The organism is Frankia canadensis (genome assembly GCF_900197875.1).
Classification (GTDB): domain Bacteria; phylum Actinomycetota; class Actinomycetes; order Frankiales; family Frankiaceae; genus Frankia; species Frankia canadensis.
This window is the reverse complement of the sequence record NZ_FZMO01000434.1, coordinates 18,453-36,343: the sequence shown is the minus strand read 5'-3', so window position 1 is coordinate 36,343 and position 17,891 is coordinate 18,453. Positions and strand designations below refer to the sequence as shown.

General features: G+C 69.9%; 17 protein-coding genes. 12 read left to right on the top strand and 5 right to left on the bottom strand.

Going from position 1 to position 17,891, the window contains the following annotated elements; genetic code table 11:
• Nucleotides 1-259: 259 nt before the first annotated feature.
• Nucleotides 260-853: a TetR/AcrR family transcriptional regulator gene (locus C1A33_RS25510; RefSeq protein ID WP_207770498.1), complete on the bottom strand. Its 594-nt coding sequence runs from the start codon at nucleotides 851-853 to the stop codon at nucleotides 260-262.
• Between the two features lie 127 nt (nucleotides 854-980).
• On the opposite strand from C1A33_RS25510, the gene C1A33_RS25505 reads away from it, so the two are divergent.
• The 4 genes from C1A33_RS25505 to C1A33_RS25490 all read left to right on the top strand — a co-directional run bounded on the left by C1A33_RS25505 (nucleotide 981) and on the right by C1A33_RS25490 (nucleotide 5,612).
• On the top strand, nucleotides 981-1,913 hold the full coding sequence (locus tag C1A33_RS25505; protein WP_165818586.1) for an alpha/beta fold hydrolase: 933 nt from the start codon (nucleotides 981-983) through the stop codon (nucleotides 1,911-1,913).
• A 520-nt stretch (nucleotides 1,914-2,433) separates the two neighbouring features.
• Entirely contained in the window at nucleotides 2,434-3,465 is a 1,032-nt protein-coding gene (locus C1A33_RS25500; protein ID WP_101834003.1) for a phosphotransferase family protein, read from the top strand.
• A 10-nt stretch (nucleotides 3,466-3,475) separates the two neighbouring features.
• Entirely contained in the window at nucleotides 3,476-4,681 is a 1,206-nt protein-coding gene (locus C1A33_RS25495) for an acyl-CoA dehydrogenase family protein (RefSeq protein ID WP_101834001.1), read from the top strand.
• Nucleotides 4,647-5,612, top strand: coding sequence for a flavin-containing monooxygenase (locus C1A33_RS25490; RefSeq protein ID WP_133150831.1), 966 nt, complete (start codon nucleotides 4,647-4,649; stop codon nucleotides 5,610-5,612). Before C1A33_RS25495 ends, C1A33_RS25490 begins: the two co-directional genes overlap by 35 nt.
• Nucleotides 5,613-5,900: 288 nt before the next feature.
• Here C1A33_RS25490 and C1A33_RS25480 read toward each other — a convergent pair whose 3' ends face one another.
• From C1A33_RS25480 to C1A33_RS25470, 3 genes are read right to left on the bottom strand one after another with little or no spacing between them, the layout of a single operon-like run.
• Nucleotides 5,901-7,448, bottom strand: coding sequence for a class I adenylate-forming enzyme family protein (locus C1A33_RS25480; RefSeq protein WP_101834016.1), 1,548 nt, complete (start codon nucleotides 7,446-7,448; stop codon nucleotides 5,901-5,903).
• A gap of 47 nt (nucleotides 7,449-7,495) precedes the next feature.
• A complete protein-coding gene (locus C1A33_RS25475; RefSeq protein ID WP_101833997.1) occupies nucleotides 7,496-8,674 on the bottom strand; it encodes an acyl-CoA dehydrogenase family protein in 1,179 nt (392 codons plus the stop codon).
• Between the two features lie 13 nt (nucleotides 8,675-8,687).
• Entirely contained in the window at nucleotides 8,688-9,476 is a 789-nt protein-coding gene (locus C1A33_RS25470; RefSeq protein WP_101833995.1) for an enoyl-CoA hydratase/isomerase family protein, read from the bottom strand.
• Nucleotides 9,477-9,685: 209 nt separating this feature from the next.
• Between C1A33_RS25470 and C1A33_RS25465 the strand changes: the two genes are divergently transcribed.
• The 6 genes from C1A33_RS25465 (at nucleotide 9,686) to C1A33_RS25440 (ending at nucleotide 15,139) form a co-directional block, all read left to right on the top strand.
• Nucleotides 9,686-10,432: an SDR family NAD(P)-dependent oxidoreductase gene (locus C1A33_RS25465; RefSeq protein WP_101833993.1), complete on the top strand. Its 747-nt coding sequence runs from the start codon at nucleotides 9,686-9,688 to the stop codon at nucleotides 10,430-10,432.
• Nucleotides 10,433-10,617: 185 nt separating this feature from the next.
• Complete coding sequence (locus tag C1A33_RS25460) at nucleotides 10,618-11,814, top strand: ABC transporter substrate-binding protein (RefSeq protein WP_165818585.1); 1,197 nt, start codon at nucleotides 10,618-10,620, stop codon at nucleotides 11,812-11,814.
• A gap of 23 nt (nucleotides 11,815-11,837) precedes the next feature.
• A complete protein-coding gene (locus C1A33_RS25455; RefSeq protein ID WP_101833989.1) occupies nucleotides 11,838-12,731 on the top strand; it encodes a branched-chain amino acid ABC transporter permease in 894 nt (297 codons plus the stop codon).
• Nucleotides 12,728-13,687: a branched-chain amino acid ABC transporter permease gene (locus tag C1A33_RS25450; protein ID WP_101833987.1), complete on the top strand. Its 960-nt coding sequence runs from the start codon at nucleotides 12,728-12,730 to the stop codon at nucleotides 13,685-13,687. The genes C1A33_RS25455 and C1A33_RS25450 overlap by 4 nt, the downstream gene beginning before the upstream one ends.
• Nucleotides 13,684-14,427 carry an ABC transporter ATP-binding protein gene (locus tag C1A33_RS25445; RefSeq protein ID WP_101833985.1) on the top strand — a complete coding sequence of 248 codons (744 nt, stop codon included), beginning with the start codon at nucleotides 13,684-13,686 and terminating at the stop codon, nucleotides 14,425-14,427. Before C1A33_RS25450 ends, C1A33_RS25445 begins: the two co-directional genes overlap by 4 nt.
• Nucleotides 14,414-15,139 (top strand): ABC transporter ATP-binding protein, encoded by a 726-nt coding sequence (locus C1A33_RS25440; RefSeq protein WP_207770497.1) that lies wholly within the window; start codon nucleotides 14,414-14,416, stop codon nucleotides 15,137-15,139. Before C1A33_RS25445 ends, C1A33_RS25440 begins: the two co-directional genes overlap by 14 nt.
• Before the next feature lie 22 nt (nucleotides 15,140-15,161).
• Here C1A33_RS25440 and C1A33_RS25435 read toward each other — a convergent pair whose 3' ends face one another.
• Nucleotides 15,162-16,199: an alcohol dehydrogenase catalytic domain-containing protein gene (locus C1A33_RS25435; protein ID WP_101833983.1), complete on the bottom strand. Its 1,038-nt coding sequence runs from the start codon at nucleotides 16,197-16,199 to the stop codon at nucleotides 15,162-15,164.
• Between the two features lie 146 nt (nucleotides 16,200-16,345).
• On the opposite strand from C1A33_RS25435, the gene C1A33_RS25430 reads away from it, so the two are divergent.
• A complete protein-coding gene (locus C1A33_RS25430) occupies nucleotides 16,346-17,107 on the top strand; it encodes an SDR family NAD(P)-dependent oxidoreductase (RefSeq protein WP_101833981.1) in 762 nt (253 codons plus the stop codon).
• The gene (locus C1A33_RS25425; RefSeq protein ID WP_101833979.1) at nucleotides 17,104-17,847 is read left to right on the top strand and encodes an SDR family NAD(P)-dependent oxidoreductase; all 744 of its coding nucleotides are present in this window, start codon (nucleotides 17,104-17,106) and stop codon (nucleotides 17,845-17,847) included. The genes C1A33_RS25430 and C1A33_RS25425 overlap by 4 nt, the downstream gene beginning before the upstream one ends.
• Nucleotides 17,848-17,891 lie beyond the last annotated feature (44 nt).

Genomic DNA, 17,891 nt, shown 5'->3' with positions numbered 1-17,891 from the left:
CCGCAAGAAGTCCACAACGAATTCCTGAACCGCAATGATGCGGCCTAAAACCGACTGATAGAATGTGTCCGGAAAACGCGGGGCCGATCAAGCACCGTCGAGCGCACGTTCTGGCCAACCTCACACGATCCCTACAAGACGAGCATTCGGCCTCATAGTTGAGCACTACATGAGCAGCGGGCTGCAAGCTATTTGAGTAGTCACCCTCAGTGAGGCGGTGGGGGTGTGGGGCGTGGCGACCGCGGTGATGGCGGTGCGGTCAGGTGAAGATCCGGTCCAGGTGGCGGTCGAGCAGGGATTGGGCTGTTTCGGGCGTGTAGAGGCCGATGAGGAGCGGGCCTACCAGGCCGTGCGCGAGCCAGAACAAGGATGCGGCTTCCTGCTCGGCGTCGACGTCCGGGCGTGTGTGACCGCTGTGCTGGGCGGCGCGCAGACGCTCTGTGAAGACGTCGAGCAGGCCCCGCAAGCCTTGGCGGAGGGCCAGCGCGTAGGCGGGGGTTACGGCCGCTCGGGAGTAGAACGCGACGGAGACGCCGGCTTCGGCCCGGCTGTCCTCGTTGGTGGGTAGCAGTTCAGCCAGGACCGCGCGGGCGACGTCGCGGGGGGTTGGGTTCGGCAGGCGGGCGAGACGGGCCTGTAGCCGACCGGCGACTCGATCGCGCATGTGGTCGAGCGCGAACAGCAGCATCTCGTCCTTGCTGCGGAAGTAGTGCTGGACCATCCCCATCGACACCCCGGCCTCGGCGGCGACGTCGCGCAGGCTGACGGCCTCGACTCCGCGGGTGGCGGTCACCCGGAACACCGCCTCCGCGATGCTGCGACGCCGCTCGAGCGGGTCCACCCGCTTCGGCACCGACACCTCCTTTGGCAATGCGACTGCATTGCATCAGCAGTCCGCCGCTCTTAGCATGTCAGGTGCATTGCCAAGAGCGCGAGGGCGATCACGGCAGCGCCAGGCCCTCACGAGGAGCGGAGACCCTGTGACCATTTCCTTCGCCCACAACGGCGACGTGAGGATCGCGTACGAGACGTTCGGACCGCCCGACGGAGAACCGCTGCTGCTGGTCATGGGGCTGACCTTCCAGATGATCTGGTGGCCGGACGAGTTCTGCCGGCAGCTCGCCGAGCGGGGCTTCGCCGTCGCTCGTTTCGACAACCGCGACGCCGGCCTGTCGACCCACTTCACCTCCCCGCCCCGAACGACCATCAGGACCCTGCTCGGGAAGGGAGGCGGCCCGGCCTACCGGGCCGACGACATGGTCGACGACGCGGTCGCCGTCATGGACGCCCTTTGCTGGGAGTCCGCCCACCTGCTCGGCGAGTCGTTGGGCGCCACGTTTGCGCAGCTCGTGGCGATTCGGCATCCGGACCGGGTCCGCAGCCTCGTGTCCGCGATGGCCGGCGGGACCGGTGGCGCGATCAGCAACCTGCGCAACCTGAAGATCGGCACCCTGCTGCGGCTGGCCCGCAAGCGGTACGACGACACCCGCGAAGGCGGCGTGCAGCGACTGGTCGACACCTATCTGATCATGTGCTCCACGGCGCACCCGATCGACGAGGAGTGGGTGCGCAAGACCGCGGAGGAGTCCTGGGACCGCGACCATGATCCCGGCGCGACCCAGCGTCAGCTGGCCGCGAGCCGCACCGCCGGTGACGTCCGCGCCCAGCTGCGCCGGCTGCGGGTACCAACCCTGGTGATCCACGGCCAGGATGATCCCTGGATTCGGCTCCACGCCGCCCGCACCCTTACCAGGACGATCCCCGACGCCCGATTGATCACCTATCCGGACATGGGTCACGAGTTCCCCCAGCATCTGTGGGCCACCATCGCCCGTGACGTCTGGGAGGCGACTCAGCCGGCGGCGTCCGCGCCAACCTCCGAACAGCGGCAGCGCAGAACGCGCCGCGGATAACCTCGGTGCCCATACCCGCCTGACGGCCGATCGGCCGCCGTCGCGCGATCCCCTCCACGATGGCCACAATGTGGTCTTGATGTTGCCTTGCCCGATCGCGCGGGTGTCGCGAAGGGAAGCGATCGGCGTCGTGGCTAACCTCGCGTCCGCGAGGCGACCGATTTGTCGATCGATGCTGCGGTACACGGGGATGGCGCCGAAACCGCCGAGCCGGTTCTCTCGCTGCGGCTGGTCGACGGCAGCGAGGTGCGCCGGCCCCTGCGGCTGGTGCGGGCTCGCGAAGTGGTGGCGGCGGTGCCGTGGCGCGCGACGCGCAGTGCCCCGGTCGGATGCCGCCGCCGTGTCCCACCGCGGTCGGCCTGGGGGCCGGCAGGTCGCAGGTCGTCCTGTCTTGGACCTGCGGCGTCGCGGATTGGGACATCGATGGCACTGCCCAAGATGTGATGCTCGCAACCGCGACGCGCAACATAGTCGGGCGCGGCAATGTCGATGTCGCCGCCGCGGGGTGGCGAGGAGGAACGTGGGCGAGTTCGATGACCTGACCCGTCTGGATCTTGTCGGTCCATTGCTGGCTGACGCGGTCGGGGATGATGCGTGGCGGGGGGTCGAGGCGCGGTTGATCGCGGGTGGAAAATCGAATCTGACCTTCGAGTTGGTGAGTGCCGCCGGCTCAATGGTGCTGCGGCGCCCGCCGTCGGGGCACATTCTGCGCGGGGCGCACGACATGAGTCGTGAGGCGCGGGTGCAGAAAGCCCTCATGGGCACCGACGTGCCGGTGGCACGGATCCTGCTCGCGTTCGACGAGAGCGGGCCACTTCAGGTGCCGTTCTACGTGATGCAGAAGGTCGAGGGGCACGCGATCCGCGACACTCTTCCGCCCGGGTACGCCGAGGACGGGGCCGGTCGGGTCGCGATCGCGGATGCGCTGGTCGACACTCTGGTCGAGCTGCACGCAGTCGACCCGGACGCGGTTGGGCTCGGTGACTTCGGCCGTCGGCAGGGGTTCATGGCCCGGCAGGTGCGGACGTGGACGCGCCAGTGGGAGGCGAGCAAGACAGCCGAGGTCGAAGCGGTGAGCGAGCTCGCGCGGCGGCTGGCGGCGTACTTGTTCGCCGAGCCGGCCCGTCCGTCGGTCGTGCACGGCGACTATCGGCTGGACAACGTGCTCATGCACCCGAGCGATCCCAGCTGCCTGCGGGCGGTGCTGGACTGGGAGCTGTCGACCCTGGGTGACCCGCTGGCAGACCTGGGGATGCTCCTTTTCTATTGGACGCAGCCGGGGGAACCGGTGCCGATTCTCACCCCGGCACTTACGGCCGAGGCGGGTTTCCCGGACCGTGCGTACCTCACCGAACGGTACGCGCGGCGCAGCGGAGCCGACCTTTCTGACCTGCCCGCCTACGTGGCCTACGCGCATTTCAAGTTCGCGGCGATCGCGCAGGGGATAGCGGCGCGGACGGCGGCCGGGGTGATGGCCGGGCAGGATTTCGGTGACCTCTCCCTTGAGGTGGAACGGATCGCGACCGAGGGTCTCAGCATGTGGCGAGGATGAGGGAGCGGTCATGGACTTCGAACTGTCACCCCAGGCGGTGGACGCCTGCGGGCGGATGTGGGATTTCATGCGCGAGGAGATCTTCCCCGCGGAGCCGGTGTGGCAGACGTGGCTGCGTGAGCACGGGGAGCACAGCCATCCGCCGGTGATGGAGGAGCTGAAGGCGTCGGCGCGCAAACGCGGCCTGTGGAATCTGTTCCTGCCGGCGTGGTCGGGGATGTCGAATCTGGAGTACGCACCGGTGGCGGAGATCTCCGGCTGGTCGCCGGTGATCGCCCCGGAGGCGATGAACTGCCAGGCCCCCGACACCGGCAACATGGAGACCTTGGCGCTGTTCGGCAGCGAGGAGCAGAAGGCCCGTTGGCTGGAGCCCCTGAAGGAGGGGCGGATCCGGTCGGCGTTCGCGATGACGGAGCCGGCGGTGGCGTCGTCGGACGCGACGAACATCCAGACGTCGATCGTCCGCGACGGTGACGAGTACGTCGTGAATGGCCGGAAGTGGTGGATCACGGGTGTTGCGGACGAGCGGTGCGAGATCTTCATCGTGATGGGCCGCACGGATCCGGCCGCTGCCACGCATCGCCAGCAGTCGATGGTCCTGGTGCCGCGGACGACGCCGGGTGTCACGATCGTCCGGCATCTGCCGCTGTTCGGTTATCAGGACCAGCACGGGCATTCCGAGATCCTGTTCGAGGATGCCCGGGTGCCGGCGGAGAACCTGCTGGCGGGCGAGGGCGAGGGGTTCGCGATCGCGCAGGCCCGGCTGGGGCCGGGGCGGATCCACCACGCGATGCGCGCGATCGGGATGGCAGAGCGGGCGCTGACGCTGATGGTCGAGCGGGCGAAGAACCGCACGGCGTTCGGGGGCGCGTTGGCCGACCAGGGTGTCGTGCAGGATCTGATCGCCCGTTCCCGGATCGAGATCGATCAGGTTCGGCTTTACGTCATCAGGACCGCCTGGCTGATCGACCGGGTTGGTGCCCGTGGTGCCGCGACCGAGATCGCCGGGATCAAGGTCGCCGCCCCGGCGGTGGCGACCGCGGTGATCGACCGCGCGATCGAGGTGCATGGCGGTGCCGGGGTCAGTGATGACACGCCGTTGGCATATTTCTATGCCTGGGCGCGCGCGCTGCGCATCGTTGACGGCCCGGATGCCGTCCATCGCCGTACCATCGCCCGCCGTGAGCTGCGCGCCGAACGGCCCTACAGCGGCTGAGGCAGCGCGGTGTAGGAGAGCCTCACAAGCCGACGAGGACACCAACCTGTGGACGGTTGGCACCGACACCGGCGAGACCGTCACCGCGACATATCTGATCACCGGTGTGGGTCTGCTCTCCGCCCCGAACCTCCCCCCGATCAAGGGCCTCGACACGTTTCAGGGCGAGCTGGTCCACACAGCCAGGTGGCCGGGGGCGGGAGTAGATTTCGCGGGAAAGCGTGTCGGCCTCGTCGGCACCGGGTCGACTGGAATCCAGATCCTGCCCGAGCTGTTGACGCCGCGCGGATATCCGTACGGGGCCAAGCGGCCGCCGGCGGGCACCGGCTACTACGAGACCTTCAACCGTGACAACGTCACGCTGATCGACGTCAGCGATGACGCCATCGAGGAGATCACCCCGACCGGGCTGCGGACCGGCACCCGGCGGTTCGATCTTGACGTCATCATCTTCGCCACGGGTTTCGACGCGTCGACCGGTTCATTCACCCGGATCGACATCCGCGGGCGTGGCGGCAGGGCGCTCGCGGACAAATGGCGGGACGGACCGGTGACGAACCTCGGATTCAGCACCGCCGGTTTCCCGAACCTGTTCATGATCACAGGTCCGCTCAGTCCGTTCGCCAACATTCCGACCTGTATCGAGGAGACCGTCGATTGGATTTTCGACGCGATCAGCTACCTGCGCGGGAACGGCTTGACCTCCTTCGAAGCCGCCGAGAGTGGTGAGAGGCAGTGGGCGGAGCATGTCACCGCCGTCGCGAATATGATCTCCGCGGGGAAGGGTGAAGCGGTGAACATCTGGTTCGCCGGTGCCAACATCGAGGGCAAGCCCCGGGCTATCAACGTCTACTTCGGCGGCGCGAACGCGTACTTCGACGCCTGCCGGGCGGCGGCCGCCAAGTCGTATGAGCGGTTCGTCCTGAGCTGAACACGCCCGCACCACCACGCCGGCCGCCGGCCCTGACGGGACCGGCGGCCAGCGCGTTCGTAGCGGATCTGGAGGGCTTGGGCGGGCGAAGCCGCGAACGATGGGTCAGGTTTTGGGCATGCGGGTCAGGCTGCGAGTCCGGCGTGGTGGATGAGCTGGTTGATGGCGGTGCGGTGCGTGGCCCATACGGCGCCACCATTGCGCACGGGTACCTGACCCTGTCGCTGGTACGGCGGCTCACCGATGGCCTCGGGCGGGCTGGGACATTCGAGCGGGCGAGGAACTCCGTCACTGCCCGGCGATGGCCGAGGTCCGCGCATAGGTCCGCTTGAGCAGCGGCCGGTCGATCTTGTTCGTGGCCGTGCGCGGGATCGCGTCCACGATCTCGATCCGACGCGGCCGCTGCAGCCCGCGCAGATTGGGCTCCGCGTCGCAGTAGGCCGCGATGTCCTGTGCGGTGACGCCCGGGCGGCTGGGGACGACGATGGCCGTTACCTGGTTCGACAGCCGTTCGTGCGGGGTACCGATGACGGCGACCTCGGCGATGAGCGGGCACGCCGCGAGGTGGCCCTCCACCATCTGCGGGAAGACGTTCTCGCCGCCGCTGATGATCAGGTCGTCGGTGCGGTCGACGTAGTACAGGTAGCCATCGGGAGCCTGCCGCACGAGGTCGCTGGTGCGGAACCATCCGTCGGTGAACTTGCTCGCGTTCGTCTCCGGGAGCTGCCAGTACCCGGGCGTAACGGCATCGCCACGCACCCACAGTTCACCGACCTCACCGGCGGATGCGTCCTCCGGCTGTTCGCTGGAGGTCCTTATCACGCGGATCTGCACGATCTGTTCGAGCGGCCGGCCGAGCGATCCTTCTCGACGGGCCTCGTGCGGAGGTTCGGTGATGGAGAGTCCGCTCTGCTCCGTCTGCCCGTAGATGTTCACCGGGACGATGCCGGTGACGTCCGTCAATGCCTTGAGCCGGCTCTGCGGCAGCGCCGAGCCGCCGATGGCGCAGACCCGGACCGAGTTCAGGGGAAAGGGTTTGCCGCCCAGCTCGTTCACAATGTCGATCATCATTGCGGGAACCAGCGCCATGAACGTGGGACGCAGTTTCGCCGCGTCCTCGAGCCACTCCCGCACCTTCCAGCGGCGCAGAGTCACCTCCCCTCCGGTGAGCAGTGTTGGCAGGGAGATGAGCTGAAGTCCACCGACGTGGAACAGGGGTGTGCTGACCAGGGCGTGGTCCCGCTCGGTCAGCTCCCACACGTCGATTGCGGCCTCGCTCACCGCGACTGTGTTCCGATGCGTCTGCCGGACACCCTTGGGGTTTCCGGTGGAGCCGCTCGTGTACATCAGCACCGCGTCATGCGTATCGAAACGGGGAACGACATCCGTGCGGGTGGGTAGGGAAAGGACTTCGTCCCACGTCACGGTGGAGCCTGCGCCTTCGGCCCGGCCGACGGACACCACGCGGTCCTCGGCGGGCAGTCCCCGCAGCGCGTCGCGAAGGCGCGAGACGTCGTCGGCCGGCGTGAATATCCATCTCACGTCCGCGTCGAGCGTCGCGTGGCGGATCGCCGCCGGGTGCGACAGGTAGTTGTAAGGAACGAGGACACAGCCGGCCTGCCAGATTCCCATCATGGCGACGAGCCATTCCAGCTGGTTGTGCATGAGGATGCCGACCCGCTGGCCCGGTTCGACGCCGTTCTGGCGCAGCCAGTTCGCCACGCGTCCGGCTTGGTCGAGGAAGTCGGCGTAGGTGGTCTCGACGCCGTCGTGGCGGATGGCGACACGGTGCGGGGTCCGTAAGCCGACGCGGCGCAGAGCAATAGCGATATTCACGATCAAGTCCTTAGGTGTGGGTCTGTCACCCACCGTCTTGGCCCGTATCAGCTCCGCGGCAGGCGAAGGACGCGTTCCGCGATGTAGCTCAGAATCGACTCGTTGTTGATGGGTGCGATCTGCAGGACACGGATCATCGGCCAGAGCGTGACGACATCGGTCTCGTACACGAAAGCCGACCCACCGTGGGTCTGAATGGCCGCCTCGACGGCGCTCAGGGCGGCGCGGCTCCCGAGCAGCTTCGCCATGTTGGCCTGCGCGCCCGCGTCCCGGCCGTCGTCATAGCCCGCGGCCGCCGAATAGGTGACCTGCCGGGCGGCCTCCATCTCCGCCATGGCGAGGGCGAGCGGGTGCGCCACCGCCTGGTTCGCCCCGATCGGTTTCCCGAAGGGCGCCCGTTCCTTGGCGTATCCGACCGCCTTCCCCAGCGCGTAGTTGCCGAGCCCGAGAGCCCACGCGGCTATCGTCACCCGCTCCTGGTTCAGGCACGACAGGAGATAGTCGAAACCGAGCCCCTCCTGCCCGATCAAGGCATGGGAGGGGACCTCCACGTCGTCGAAGAAAATCTCGTACTGGTTCTCGGGTGCGTACCACTCGATGTCGAGACGGTTGAGCGCGATGCCGGGCGTCGCGAGGTCGACGATGAACAGGCCGAATCCCGAGCGCCGGGTCAGCGGCTCGCCGGCCGGCGCGGTGCGGGCGAGCAGCAGAATGTGGTCGGCCTGATCGGCGCCGGAGATGAACACCTTCTGGCCGTTGATGCGGTAGCCGTCGGTGCTGGGTCGCGCGGTGGTGCGCAGCGCGAAGGAGTTCGTGCCCGCCTCCGGCTCGGTGATGCCGAAGCAGATTTTGCGGTCCCCACTGATGGTCGGGATCACATGGTCCTTGATCTGCTGCTCGGATCCGTACCGGCGGATCGCCTCGCGGGAGAACGACGTCAGCGAGTACAGCAGCGGCGGGATACCGGCGCGGGCGAGGGCCTCCATCACCGCGGTGTTGCCGGTGAGACCGCCGCCGGCACCCCCCAGTTCCTCGGGAACGCCGATCGCCAGCAGATCGGCCTCGACCAGCGCGTCCCACAGTTCGCCGGCGTGGCCCTGCTCGCGGGCTCGACGCAGGAACATCGACCTCGGGAACGCGGCCAGCACCCCGTCCACGGCCTGGAACACGGACTCGACGAGTTCGACACTTTCAGCCCGGACGGTCGGTGGCAGATCGGCAGTCATGACAGTTCTCCTGTCAGCGGTTCTCGTAGCGCGGGGTGCGCTTGTCGATGAAGGCGGCCGGGCCTTCGCGGGCATCGCGGGAGGCCAGAACACGGGCGTTCAGGGCGCTTTCGAGCCCGAAGCGTTGTTCGTTGGCCCAGGCGCGCACCGCGATCTCCTTCGCGGTGCGGATCGCGATCGGCGCGTTGCCGGCGATGGTCTCGGCCAGCTGGATCGCCCGCGGCAGCACCTTGTCCGGTGCGACGACCTCCCCGATCAGCCCGATCCGGCGGGCTTCGTCCGCGTCGACGGTCTCGCCGGTGAGCAGCAGCTGCATGGCGTTCGGCCAGCTGATCTGCTGGGGGAGCCGCACGTGGGTGCCGGCACCGGGTACCAGGCCCCACCGCACCTCCGGCAGGCCGAACACGGCCCGGTCGGAGGCGACTCGGACGTCGGTGCCGAGAAGAAGTTCGAGGCCCCCGGCCAGGCACAGGCCGTTCACCGCCGCCACCACCGGTTTGTAGAAGTCGGAGAAGAACCGCTTCGTCGGGTCGGGGATGAGCACGTCGACTTCTCCGGCGGTGAGGCGCGGAATCAGCTCACCGAGGTCGCCACCCGCGGAGAAGGCACGTGACCCCGCACCTGTCAGGACCAGGACGCGAAGGTCGTCGTCGGCGTTCACCTCGCGCACGATGGCGGCCAGCCGGGCCAGCATGGCCACCGTCAGCGCGTTGTGAGCCTGCGGCCGGTCCAGCGTGACGAGGGCGACGTGGCCGCGCCGTTCCAGAGTCACGCCCCCTGGCCTGACCTGCTGCGCGGTCATCGTTCCCCCTCGGGCTCGTGTCGACGTCCCGAACGCTAGGGGCTCAGCGCCCTCGGTCGGTGTTGCACTGTGGTACAGCCTGCGGCCGAGAACCGGACGCGGCCGTCCCGACCTGGTACGCCGGGTGGGGCTGTCCCGATGTGGGACGCCGGACGCGCCAGTCGCCGGCGGACAGTGCGCCCAGGTGTGCCGGCAGCGAGGAGCGACGGATGGGACAGGCGCGGGACCTCGTCGATCAGGTGGCGCTGGTGACGGGCGCAGGGTCGGGGATCGGGGCCGCGACGGTGCGTCGACTCGCCGGGCGCGGGGCACGTGTCGTCGTCGCCGACATCGACGTCGGGGCCGCCTCGGCCCGCGCCGCCGAGGTGGGTGGCCTCGCGGTGCCGGTCGACGTCTCGGATCCGGACTCCGTTCAGGCGATGGTGAGCGCCGCGGTGGCGGTCTCGGGGCGGCTGGACATCGCCGTGAACAACGCCGGTATCGGTGTGCCGGTCAAGAAGCCGGTGGGGGACATGTCGCCGGACGACTGGCACCGGGTCATGCGGGTGAACGCCGACGGGGTCTTCTACTGCCTGCAGGCGGAACTGGCGGTGATGCAGGAGGCCGGGCGTGGCGTGGTCGTCAACGTCGCCTCGGTGATGGGCGTCGTGGGGACACCCGGCGGGGCTGCCTACGTCGCGTCGAAGCACGCCGTGGTGGGCCTGACGAAGGCGGCGGCACTCGACTACGCCGCGAGCGGCATCCGCGTCAACGCCGTCGGGCCGGGCTTCGTCGACACGCCGTTGCTCGCCCGCCAGGACGCCGCCACCCGTGCGCGTACCGAGGCGGCGCATCCGGTGGGCCGCCTGGCCAGCGCGGACGAGGTCGCCGCGGTCGTGGAGTTCCTGCTCTCGCCGAGCGCGTCGTTCGTGACCGGCGCCCTGTACACGGTCGACGGCGGCTACACCGTCGGGTGAGCCGCAGGTGCCCTGAGCTGCATCTATCGGGCGCCAGCGGTTCCCGCTGACCTGTAATCGGACACCCGAACATCTGCATGCGCCGTGATTGTGCTCCCAAGCATCGGCGTGGAGGCCGGTCACTTCAGGGCTCGGCAGGGCCGTGCCTGCGCAGCGCCTGGCGCGCCGCACCAGAGGAGACGAACATGAGACATCGGGCGAGGACCGCCACCTGCTTACTCGCGGCATCGGTCGCCATCCTGACCGCCGCGTGCGGCAGTAGCGGTAGTTCCGGGGGGTCCGCCGCCGGTGACGTCCTGAAGATCACCTACATCGCCGACACCTCCGGCCCGGGTGCCTTCTACGGCAAGGACTACGTCGCCGGGGCCGAGTACGCGGTCGACCAGGTGAACGCCGAGGGTGGCGTCGGCGGGCGAACACTCGACCTCGAGGTCGTCGACTCCGCCTCCGACCAGCAGACCGCGGTCGGCGCCATGACCAAGGCCGTGAAGTCGGACTCTTCCGCCGTCATGTACGCCCTGCTGAGCCAGAACGCGCTCGCGATGGCCCCGATCGCCCAGCGGTCGAAGGTGCCGTTCATCGTCGGCCAGTCGGGCGTTGACGGGATCGCTGAGGCCGGCGACTACGTCTACCGCACGACCACGTCCGAGGGGCGCTTCTACGAGGCGATGCTCTCGACCCTGCACGACCAGGGCGCGTCGTCCACGGCCATTCTGTACGCGAGCGACAACCCGACGGCCGTGACGAACGCGACCAAGACCATTCCGGCGATCGCCGAGAAGCTCGGCATGACGATCACCGAGACCGTTCCGGTCAAGACGGCCGACACCGACTACTCGCAGCCGGCGTCGCGCATCGCCGACAGCTCGCCGGATGTGGTCGCCGACCTGACCTTCGGCCCGGCGGTCACCACGTCGATCCAGGCACTGCGGGAAGCCGGCTTCGACGGCCCGCTCTACGGCACGTCGGCTCTCGGCGCCGGTGCGCTCAAGCCCGCCGGTGCCGCGGCCAAGGACACCTACTACCCGTCGGTGTTCATCCCGTCGCCGAAGCTGCCATGGGCCTCGGGCACGTCGTTCCTGTCCGAATACCAGAAGGCGACCGGTTCGGCGCCGTCGTTCTCCGCGGCCGGTGGACACGACCAGGTGATGTTCCTGGTGGCCGCGTTGCAGGAGATCGGCGAGGGTGACGTCACCCGCGAGAGCGTCAAGGACGCCCTCGCCTCCGTCGCCGGCAAGGGGTTCGTCGGAGCAACCGGGGACCCCGTGCGGTTCGTCGACCGGGCAGCCGTGACGCCGGGAGTGCTCGTGCGCTGGGACGGCGAAGCGGAGACCGTCGCGCCGGACCAGCCCTCGCCGCTGCTGGCCGCCTACACCGGCTGAGGCCGGGGGGGAGGAGGAACGCGATGTCTCAGCAGCTCGTCAACGCCATCGCGCTGGGCTCGATCTACACCTTGTTCTCGCTCGGTCTCACCCTGTCGTGGGGGATCCTGAACGTGCTGAACCTGGCACACGGGGCGATCTTCACGGCGGGCACGATGTTCGCGTTCCTCCTGACCGAGCACGCCGCCGGCCTGCCGTTCGCGGTGGTGCTCGTCGCCGCACTGGTCGGGAGCGCGCTGCTGGCGGTCCTGATGGAGGCGGTGGCCTTCGCCCCCATCCGGGCCCGGTCCGCGAACGCGCTGGACGCCGAGATGCGGACCTTGATCGCCAGCGTCGCCGTGGCGTCGATCATCGTGACTGTCGTCGGCATCCAGAGCGATCACCAGCCTTATGCGCTGCCGCAGTCGCTGCTCGAACGGCACCGGTACGACCTGCTCGGTGTCCACGTGTCGAACGTGCAGATCCTGGTGCTGGTGGCGGCGATCGTGCTGTCGGTGCTGCTGGTGCTGTTCGTCCGCCGGAGCAGGTACGGGCGGGCGATGCGCGCGGTCGCCTTCGACCGCACCGCCGCGGGCATGGTCGGCATCTCGGCCCGCACCCTGCAGTTGGCGGCGATGGCGCTCAGCGGTGCCCTCGCCGGCGTCGCCGGGGTGCTGCTGGCCGTCTACCTGGGCGCGGCCGACGCGCACATGGGTGACTCGTTCCTGCTCAAGGCGTTCGCCATCATCATCCTGGCCGGTGTCGGCAGCCTCGAGGGAGCGGTTTTCTTTGCCTACGCCTTGGCCCTGGTCGAGACCCTGGTCGGGTACTACCTCGGCGGCGATGTGCGGGACGCCCTCGCGTTCGTGCTCATCGTCGTCATCCTTGTCCTCCGTCCGCAGGGGCTCGCGGCCCGGCAGGGGTGGCAGCGCGCATGATCGACTGGTTCAGCGGCAACGAGGGCTACATCCAGGGCGCGCTGGTCGCGGCACTGCTCGCGGCGAGCGTGCAGGTCGCCCTGCGGGCCGGCGTCCTGTCGTTCGCGAGTGTCGGTTTCTACGGCGTCGGGGCCTACGGGACGGGCTACCTGACAGCGACGCAGGGATGGGGGACGGCGCCGGCCGCGACCGTAGTAGTGATCATCACGATGGTCCTGTCCTGGCTGCTCGCGCTGGTCCTGGCGCGGCTGCGCGCCCTGTATCTGGCGATGGCCACCATCGCGTTCGTGTTGCTCGTTCAGATCGGGGCGCTCGCCTGGGACAGCGTGACGGGCGGTCCGCTCGGTCTGTTCGGCATCCCGCCGGCGCTCGGCACCGGCGGGGTGGCCTTGATCCTGGCCGGCGTGCTGGCCGTGAACGCGCTCACCCAGCGGGGCGCGGTCGGGCGCCGACTGCTCCTGCTGCGCAAGGACGAGGCGCTCGCCAGCGCGCTCGGCGTGAACGTGCGCCACCAGCACCAGATCGCGTTCGTGTGGAGCGCGGTCCTCGGGTCGCTCGCGGGTATCTCCCAGGCCAGCCTCCTGACGGTCTTCACCCCCGAGAACCTCGGCTTCTCCGTCATGGTGTCCGCGCTGACCGCCCTGGTCGTGGGCGGCACCTGGCACTGGAGCGGGCCGTTGATCGGCGGGGTCGTGTTCTCCTGGTTTCTCTCCGCGTACCTGGGTTTCGCCAGCGACTACCGGGGCGTCGTCGAGGGCGCGCTGACCGTCGTCGTCCTGGTCTTCCTGCCGAAGGGGCTCGCCGGCCTGTTCGAACTGCTCGATCCCGGCCGCCTGCGCCGCGCGGCGGCCGGGCCCACCGGCGGACCGGGCGGCGTATCCGCCGGGGTGCCCGGCGGCGCGTCCACCGGTCAGGACCGGCCCGTTCCGGCTCAGGAGATGGGGGTGTCCTCATGACCGCCGTCCTCGAGCTGCGGGACATCAAGGTGCGGTTCGGCGGGGTGAAGGCCGTGGACGGGGTCTCGCTCGCCCTCGAACCGGGCCATCTGCACGCCCTCGTCGGGCCCAACGGGTCCGGTAAGACCACCGTGGTCAACACGATGTCGCGCCTGGTCACCCCGACGGACGGGCAGGTGTTCCTCGGGGGGCAGGACGTGACGGCGGCCGGACCACACGAGGTCTACCGCCGCGGGCTGGCCCGCACCTTCCAGGGCATCCGGCTCGTCGAGGGCCTGACGGTGCGCGAGAACGTGCTCCTGGGGGTGCAGGAACTCCCCACGGCGCGGTCCCGGGCCGGCCGTCGGCGTGCCGCCGAGGCCGCCGACGAGGCTCTGGAACGCATGGACGTGCACCACGTCGCCCAGGTCGCGCCGGCGGCGCTGCCCTACGGCGTCCAGCGTCGCGTCGAGATCGCCCGGGCCGTCGCCGGGGCGCCGAAGATCCTGTTGCTCGATGAGCCGGTGGCCGGCATGAGCGCCGGTGAGCGCCAGGAGATCTCCGCGGTGCTCGGCCGCCTGCGTGACGATGGGATGACGATGCTGCTCATCGAGCACGACCTGAGGTTCGTGCTCGGCCTGAGCGACCACCTGTTCGTGCTCAACTTCGGTCAGCTGCTGGCCGCGGGCGATCCGGCGGCCACCGCCGCGCTGCCGGCCGTGCAGGAGGCGTTCCTGGGGAGGAAACATGTCCCTGCTTGAGATCGAGCACCTGCGGGTCGCCTACGGCAAGGTCGTCGCGCTGCGCGACGTCGACCTGGTGCTGGAGGAGGGCGCCATCACCGTCGTCGTCGGGGTGAACGGGGCCGGCAAGAGCTCGCTGATGAACGCCGTCAGCGGCCTGGTCCGGGTGTCGGCCGGATCGGTGCGGCTGCGCGGGCACGCTATCACCAACCGCCCGAGCCACCGGATCGCGCGGGCGGGGGTTGTGCAGGTGCCCGAGGGCCGGCGGATCTTCGCGCCGTTGACCGTCGAGGACAACCTGCTCCTCGGCGGGCACACTGTCCATGATCGTCGGCGCCGGCAGGAGATCCTGGCCACGGTGTACGAGTCGTTCCCGGTGCTCGCCGAGCGCCGGGACTCCACCGCGGGCCTGCTCAGCGGGGGTCAGCAGCAGATGCTGGCGTTCGGCCGGGCGTTGATGACCGATCCCAGTATCCTGCTGCTGGACGAGCCGTCCATGGGCCTGGCTCCGGTCATGGTCGACGTCATCGTCGAGGCGATCCGCGGCATCGCCGCCCGCGGCATGTCAATCCTTCTGGTGGAGCAGAACGCCGCCGCGGCGTTCAGCGTCGCCTCGCAGGCGTACGTCCTGGAGAACGGCGAGGTGGTGCTGTCGGGTCCGGCCTCGACGGTGGCCGAGGACCCCCGGGTGCTACGGGCCTTCCTCGGAATCGAGGCCGGGGTTTCCTGACCGGGCGGAGCCGTCCCGTCGGTCAGTCCGGGACGACGACGGCCCGCCCGCGAACCCTGCCTTCGGCGAGGCGCCGGTAGGCGACCGGGGCCTCGTCGAGGCTGTAGGTCTCCACCTCGACGCGGATCTGGCCCGCGGCGGCCATCTCCAACACCTCGAACAGCTCGGGACGCGAACCCCAGTACGGGAACCGGACCGACGCGTCGAACGCGATGGTGCGGTAGCCGACCGGGACGGCGCCGCCGCCGACACCGATCACCGACACGTCCGCCCCGCGGGCCGCCACCCGCGCCGCCAGATCGGTGGTGGCGGGGGACCCGACGAGATCCAGCACCATCGCGGCTCCGGTGCCGCGACTGAGGCCGGCGACGAGCTCGGCGGTGTCCTCAGTCCGGACGGCGTGCTGGGCGCCGAGGCCGCGGGCGAGCGCGAGCCGGTCGTCGTCGATGTCGACGGCGACGACCGTGGCCGGGCAGAGCGCGCGCAGCATCTGCACGGCGACGTGCCCCAGCCCACCGACACCCACGACCACGGCGATGCTGCCCGGTAGCAGCCGCGGCAGCGACTGCCTGATCGCGTGGTACGGCGTGAGACCGGCGTCGGTGAGACAGACGTGGCGCACCGGGTCGAGATCGCCGAGCGGCACCAGATGGCGTGCGTCGTTGACGAGCTGGTACTGCGCCATCGACCCGGCCGACCCGAGACCGGGAGCACGGATGCCGAGAGCGGCCGCGAACGGGCAGTGGTTCTCCGCGCCGGTGGCACAGACGCGGCAGCGACCGCAGCCCCACGGTCCGTACACGACCACCGGCTCGCCAACACGAACCCCGGCCACGCCCGCCCCGATCTCGGCCACCACACCCGCGCCCTCGTGGCCCAGCGTGAGCGGCAGCGAGCCGTACGGGTAGGTGTCGGCGTCGCGCGCGAGCAGGCCCAGGTCGGAGTGGCACACCCCGGCCGCGGTGACCCGGAGCAGAACCTGGCCGGGCCCGGGACGGGGCCGTTCGACCTCGACCACCTCGGGCCACTGGCCGAAAGTGCGGTACTGCAACGCCTTCATGCTTTTCCTCTCGCCGCCGCGTCCGTCTCGGGCCGCCACCTATCGCACCGCCGCGCGGGACGTCCGCGCTGTCCCGTTGTCGGACAGCCCGTCCGTGGCGAATCGGCTTACCTTCGAGGGCAGCCGCCCCGGGACATAGGAGGATCATGAACCCCGCTGGAAGCAGCGCCATCGTGACGGGGGGTGCCTCCGGACTCGGCCTGGCCAGCGTCCGCGGGCTCCTCGCCCGGGGCGCGGCAGTCGTACTCCTCGACCTGCCGACATCCGCGGGCGCCGCTGTCGCGGCCGAGCTCGGTGACCGGGTCCGCTTCGTGCCGGCGGACGTGCGTGATCCCGAGCAGGTGTCCGCCGCCCTCGACGCGGCCGAGGACCTCGGCCCGCTGCGGATCGTCGTGAACTGCGCGGGTGTCGGGGACCCGGCCCGGACCGTCGGACGGGACGGGCCACTCGACCTCGCCAGGTTCACCCGGGTCGTCGAGATCAACCTGATCGGGACGTTCAACGTCGTGCGGCTCGCGGCGGTCCGGATCGCCGCCACCGATCCCGTCGACGGGGAACGTGGCCTGGTCGTGTGTACCGCATCGGTCGCCGCGTACGACGGCCAGATCGGCCAGGCGTCGTACTCGGCGTCCAAGGGCGGCATCGTCGGCATGACGCTGCCGCTGGCCCGCGATCTCGCCAGCCACCAGATCAGGGTCATGACGATCGCGCCGGGGATGTTCGAGACGCCGATCCTGGCCGGCCTGTCGGACGAGATCCGAGCGTCGCTCGCGGTCCAGGTGCCGCACCCGTCCCGGCTCGGCCGGCCCGACGAGTACGCCCAGCTGGTCGTGCACCTGGTCGAGAACGCCATGCTCAACGGCGAGGTCATTCGCCTCGACGGGGCGATCCGGATGGCGCCCAGATGAGCACCGGGCGGCCGGTGGCCCTGGTGACCGGGGCGTCGCGGGGCATCGGCGAGGCGGTCGCCGTCCGGCTGGCCGCCGCCGGCCATGACCTGACGATCAGCGCCCGCGGTGCCGATGCGCTGGCGTCGCTCGCGTCCCGGCTGCGGGACGAGTACGGCAGCCAGGTGGCGGTGTGCGTCACCGACATGTCCGCCGAGGATGACGTCCGCCGTCTCGCCGCGACGCACCGGGAGGCGCACGGCCGCCTCGACGTGCTGGTGCTCAACGCGGGCATGGGGGCCATCGGACGCTTCGCGGACTACCCGGTGCGGCGCTTCGACAAGATGTTCGCGATCAATGTGCGGTCCGCCTATGTGCTCGGCCAGGAGCTCCTCCCGCTGCTGCGCGAGGCCGGTGCGGCGACCGAACGCGGCGGCAAGATCATCGCTGTCGCGTCAATGACGGGGCTCGCCGGGGAGCCGCTCAACTCGGCCTACGGGGCCACCAAGGCGGCCCTGATCTCCTGGTGCGCGGCCGTGACCACGGAGGAGTCGCTGGGGGGCGTCGTGGCCACCGCGGTCTGCCCGGGGTACGTGGCCACCGCGATGACCGAGGGCCTGGCGGACTCGGTCCCGCTCGACACGATGATCCCCGTCGACGACGTCGCCGAGGCCGTCGCGTCGCTCACCCGGCTGAGCCGTCGCACCGTCGTCCCGACCTTCGTCCTGGCCCGGCCCGGCCGGCACACCTGGCGGGCCTGAGCCCGTAGCGCAACGGCGACGCTCCGTCGGACAGTTGCGATCCT

Bases quoted from the DNA above. Each gene is read 5' to 3' on its own strand.
- C1A33_RS25470 (WP_101833995.1), bottom strand. From the start codon at position 9,476: ATGACCGCGCAGCAGGTCAGGCCAGGGGGCGTGACTCTGGAACGGCGC.
- C1A33_RS25435 (WP_101833983.1), bottom strand. From the start codon at position 16,199: ATGAAGGCGTTGCAGTACCGCACTTTCGGCCAGTGGCCCGAGGTGGTC.
- C1A33_RS25475 (WP_101833997.1), bottom strand. From the start codon at position 8,674: ATGACTGCCGATCTGCCACCGACCGTCCGGGCTGAAAGTGTCGAACTC.
- C1A33_RS25450 (WP_101833987.1), top strand. From the start codon at position 12,728: ATGATCGACTGGTTCAGCGGCAACGAGGGCTACATCCAGGGCGCGCTG.
- C1A33_RS25465 (WP_101833993.1), top strand. From the start codon at position 9,686: ATGGGACAGGCGCGGGACCTCGTCGATCAGGTGGCGCTGGTGACGGGC.
- C1A33_RS25440 (WP_207770497.1), top strand. From the start codon at position 14,414: ATGTCCCTGCTTGAGATCGAGCACCTGCGGGTCGCCTACGGCAAGGTC.
- C1A33_RS25425 (WP_101833979.1), top strand. From the start codon at position 17,104: ATGAGCACCGGGCGGCCGGTGGCCCTGGTGACCGGGGCGTCGCGGGGC.
- C1A33_RS25495 (WP_101834001.1), top strand. From the start codon at position 3,476: ATGGACTTCGAACTGTCACCCCAGGCGGTGGACGCCTGCGGGCGGATG.
- C1A33_RS25460 (WP_165818585.1), top strand. From the start codon at position 10,618: ATGAGACATCGGGCGAGGACCGCCACCTGCTTACTCGCGGCATCGGTC.
- C1A33_RS25430 (WP_101833981.1), top strand. From the start codon at position 16,346: ATGAACCCCGCTGGAAGCAGCGCCATCGTGACGGGGGGTGCCTCCGGA.
- C1A33_RS25455 (WP_101833989.1), top strand. From the start codon at position 11,838: ATGTCTCAGCAGCTCGTCAACGCCATCGCGCTGGGCTCGATCTACACC.
- C1A33_RS25445 (WP_101833985.1), top strand. From the start codon at position 13,684: ATGACCGCCGTCCTCGAGCTGCGGGACATCAAGGTGCGGTTCGGCGGG.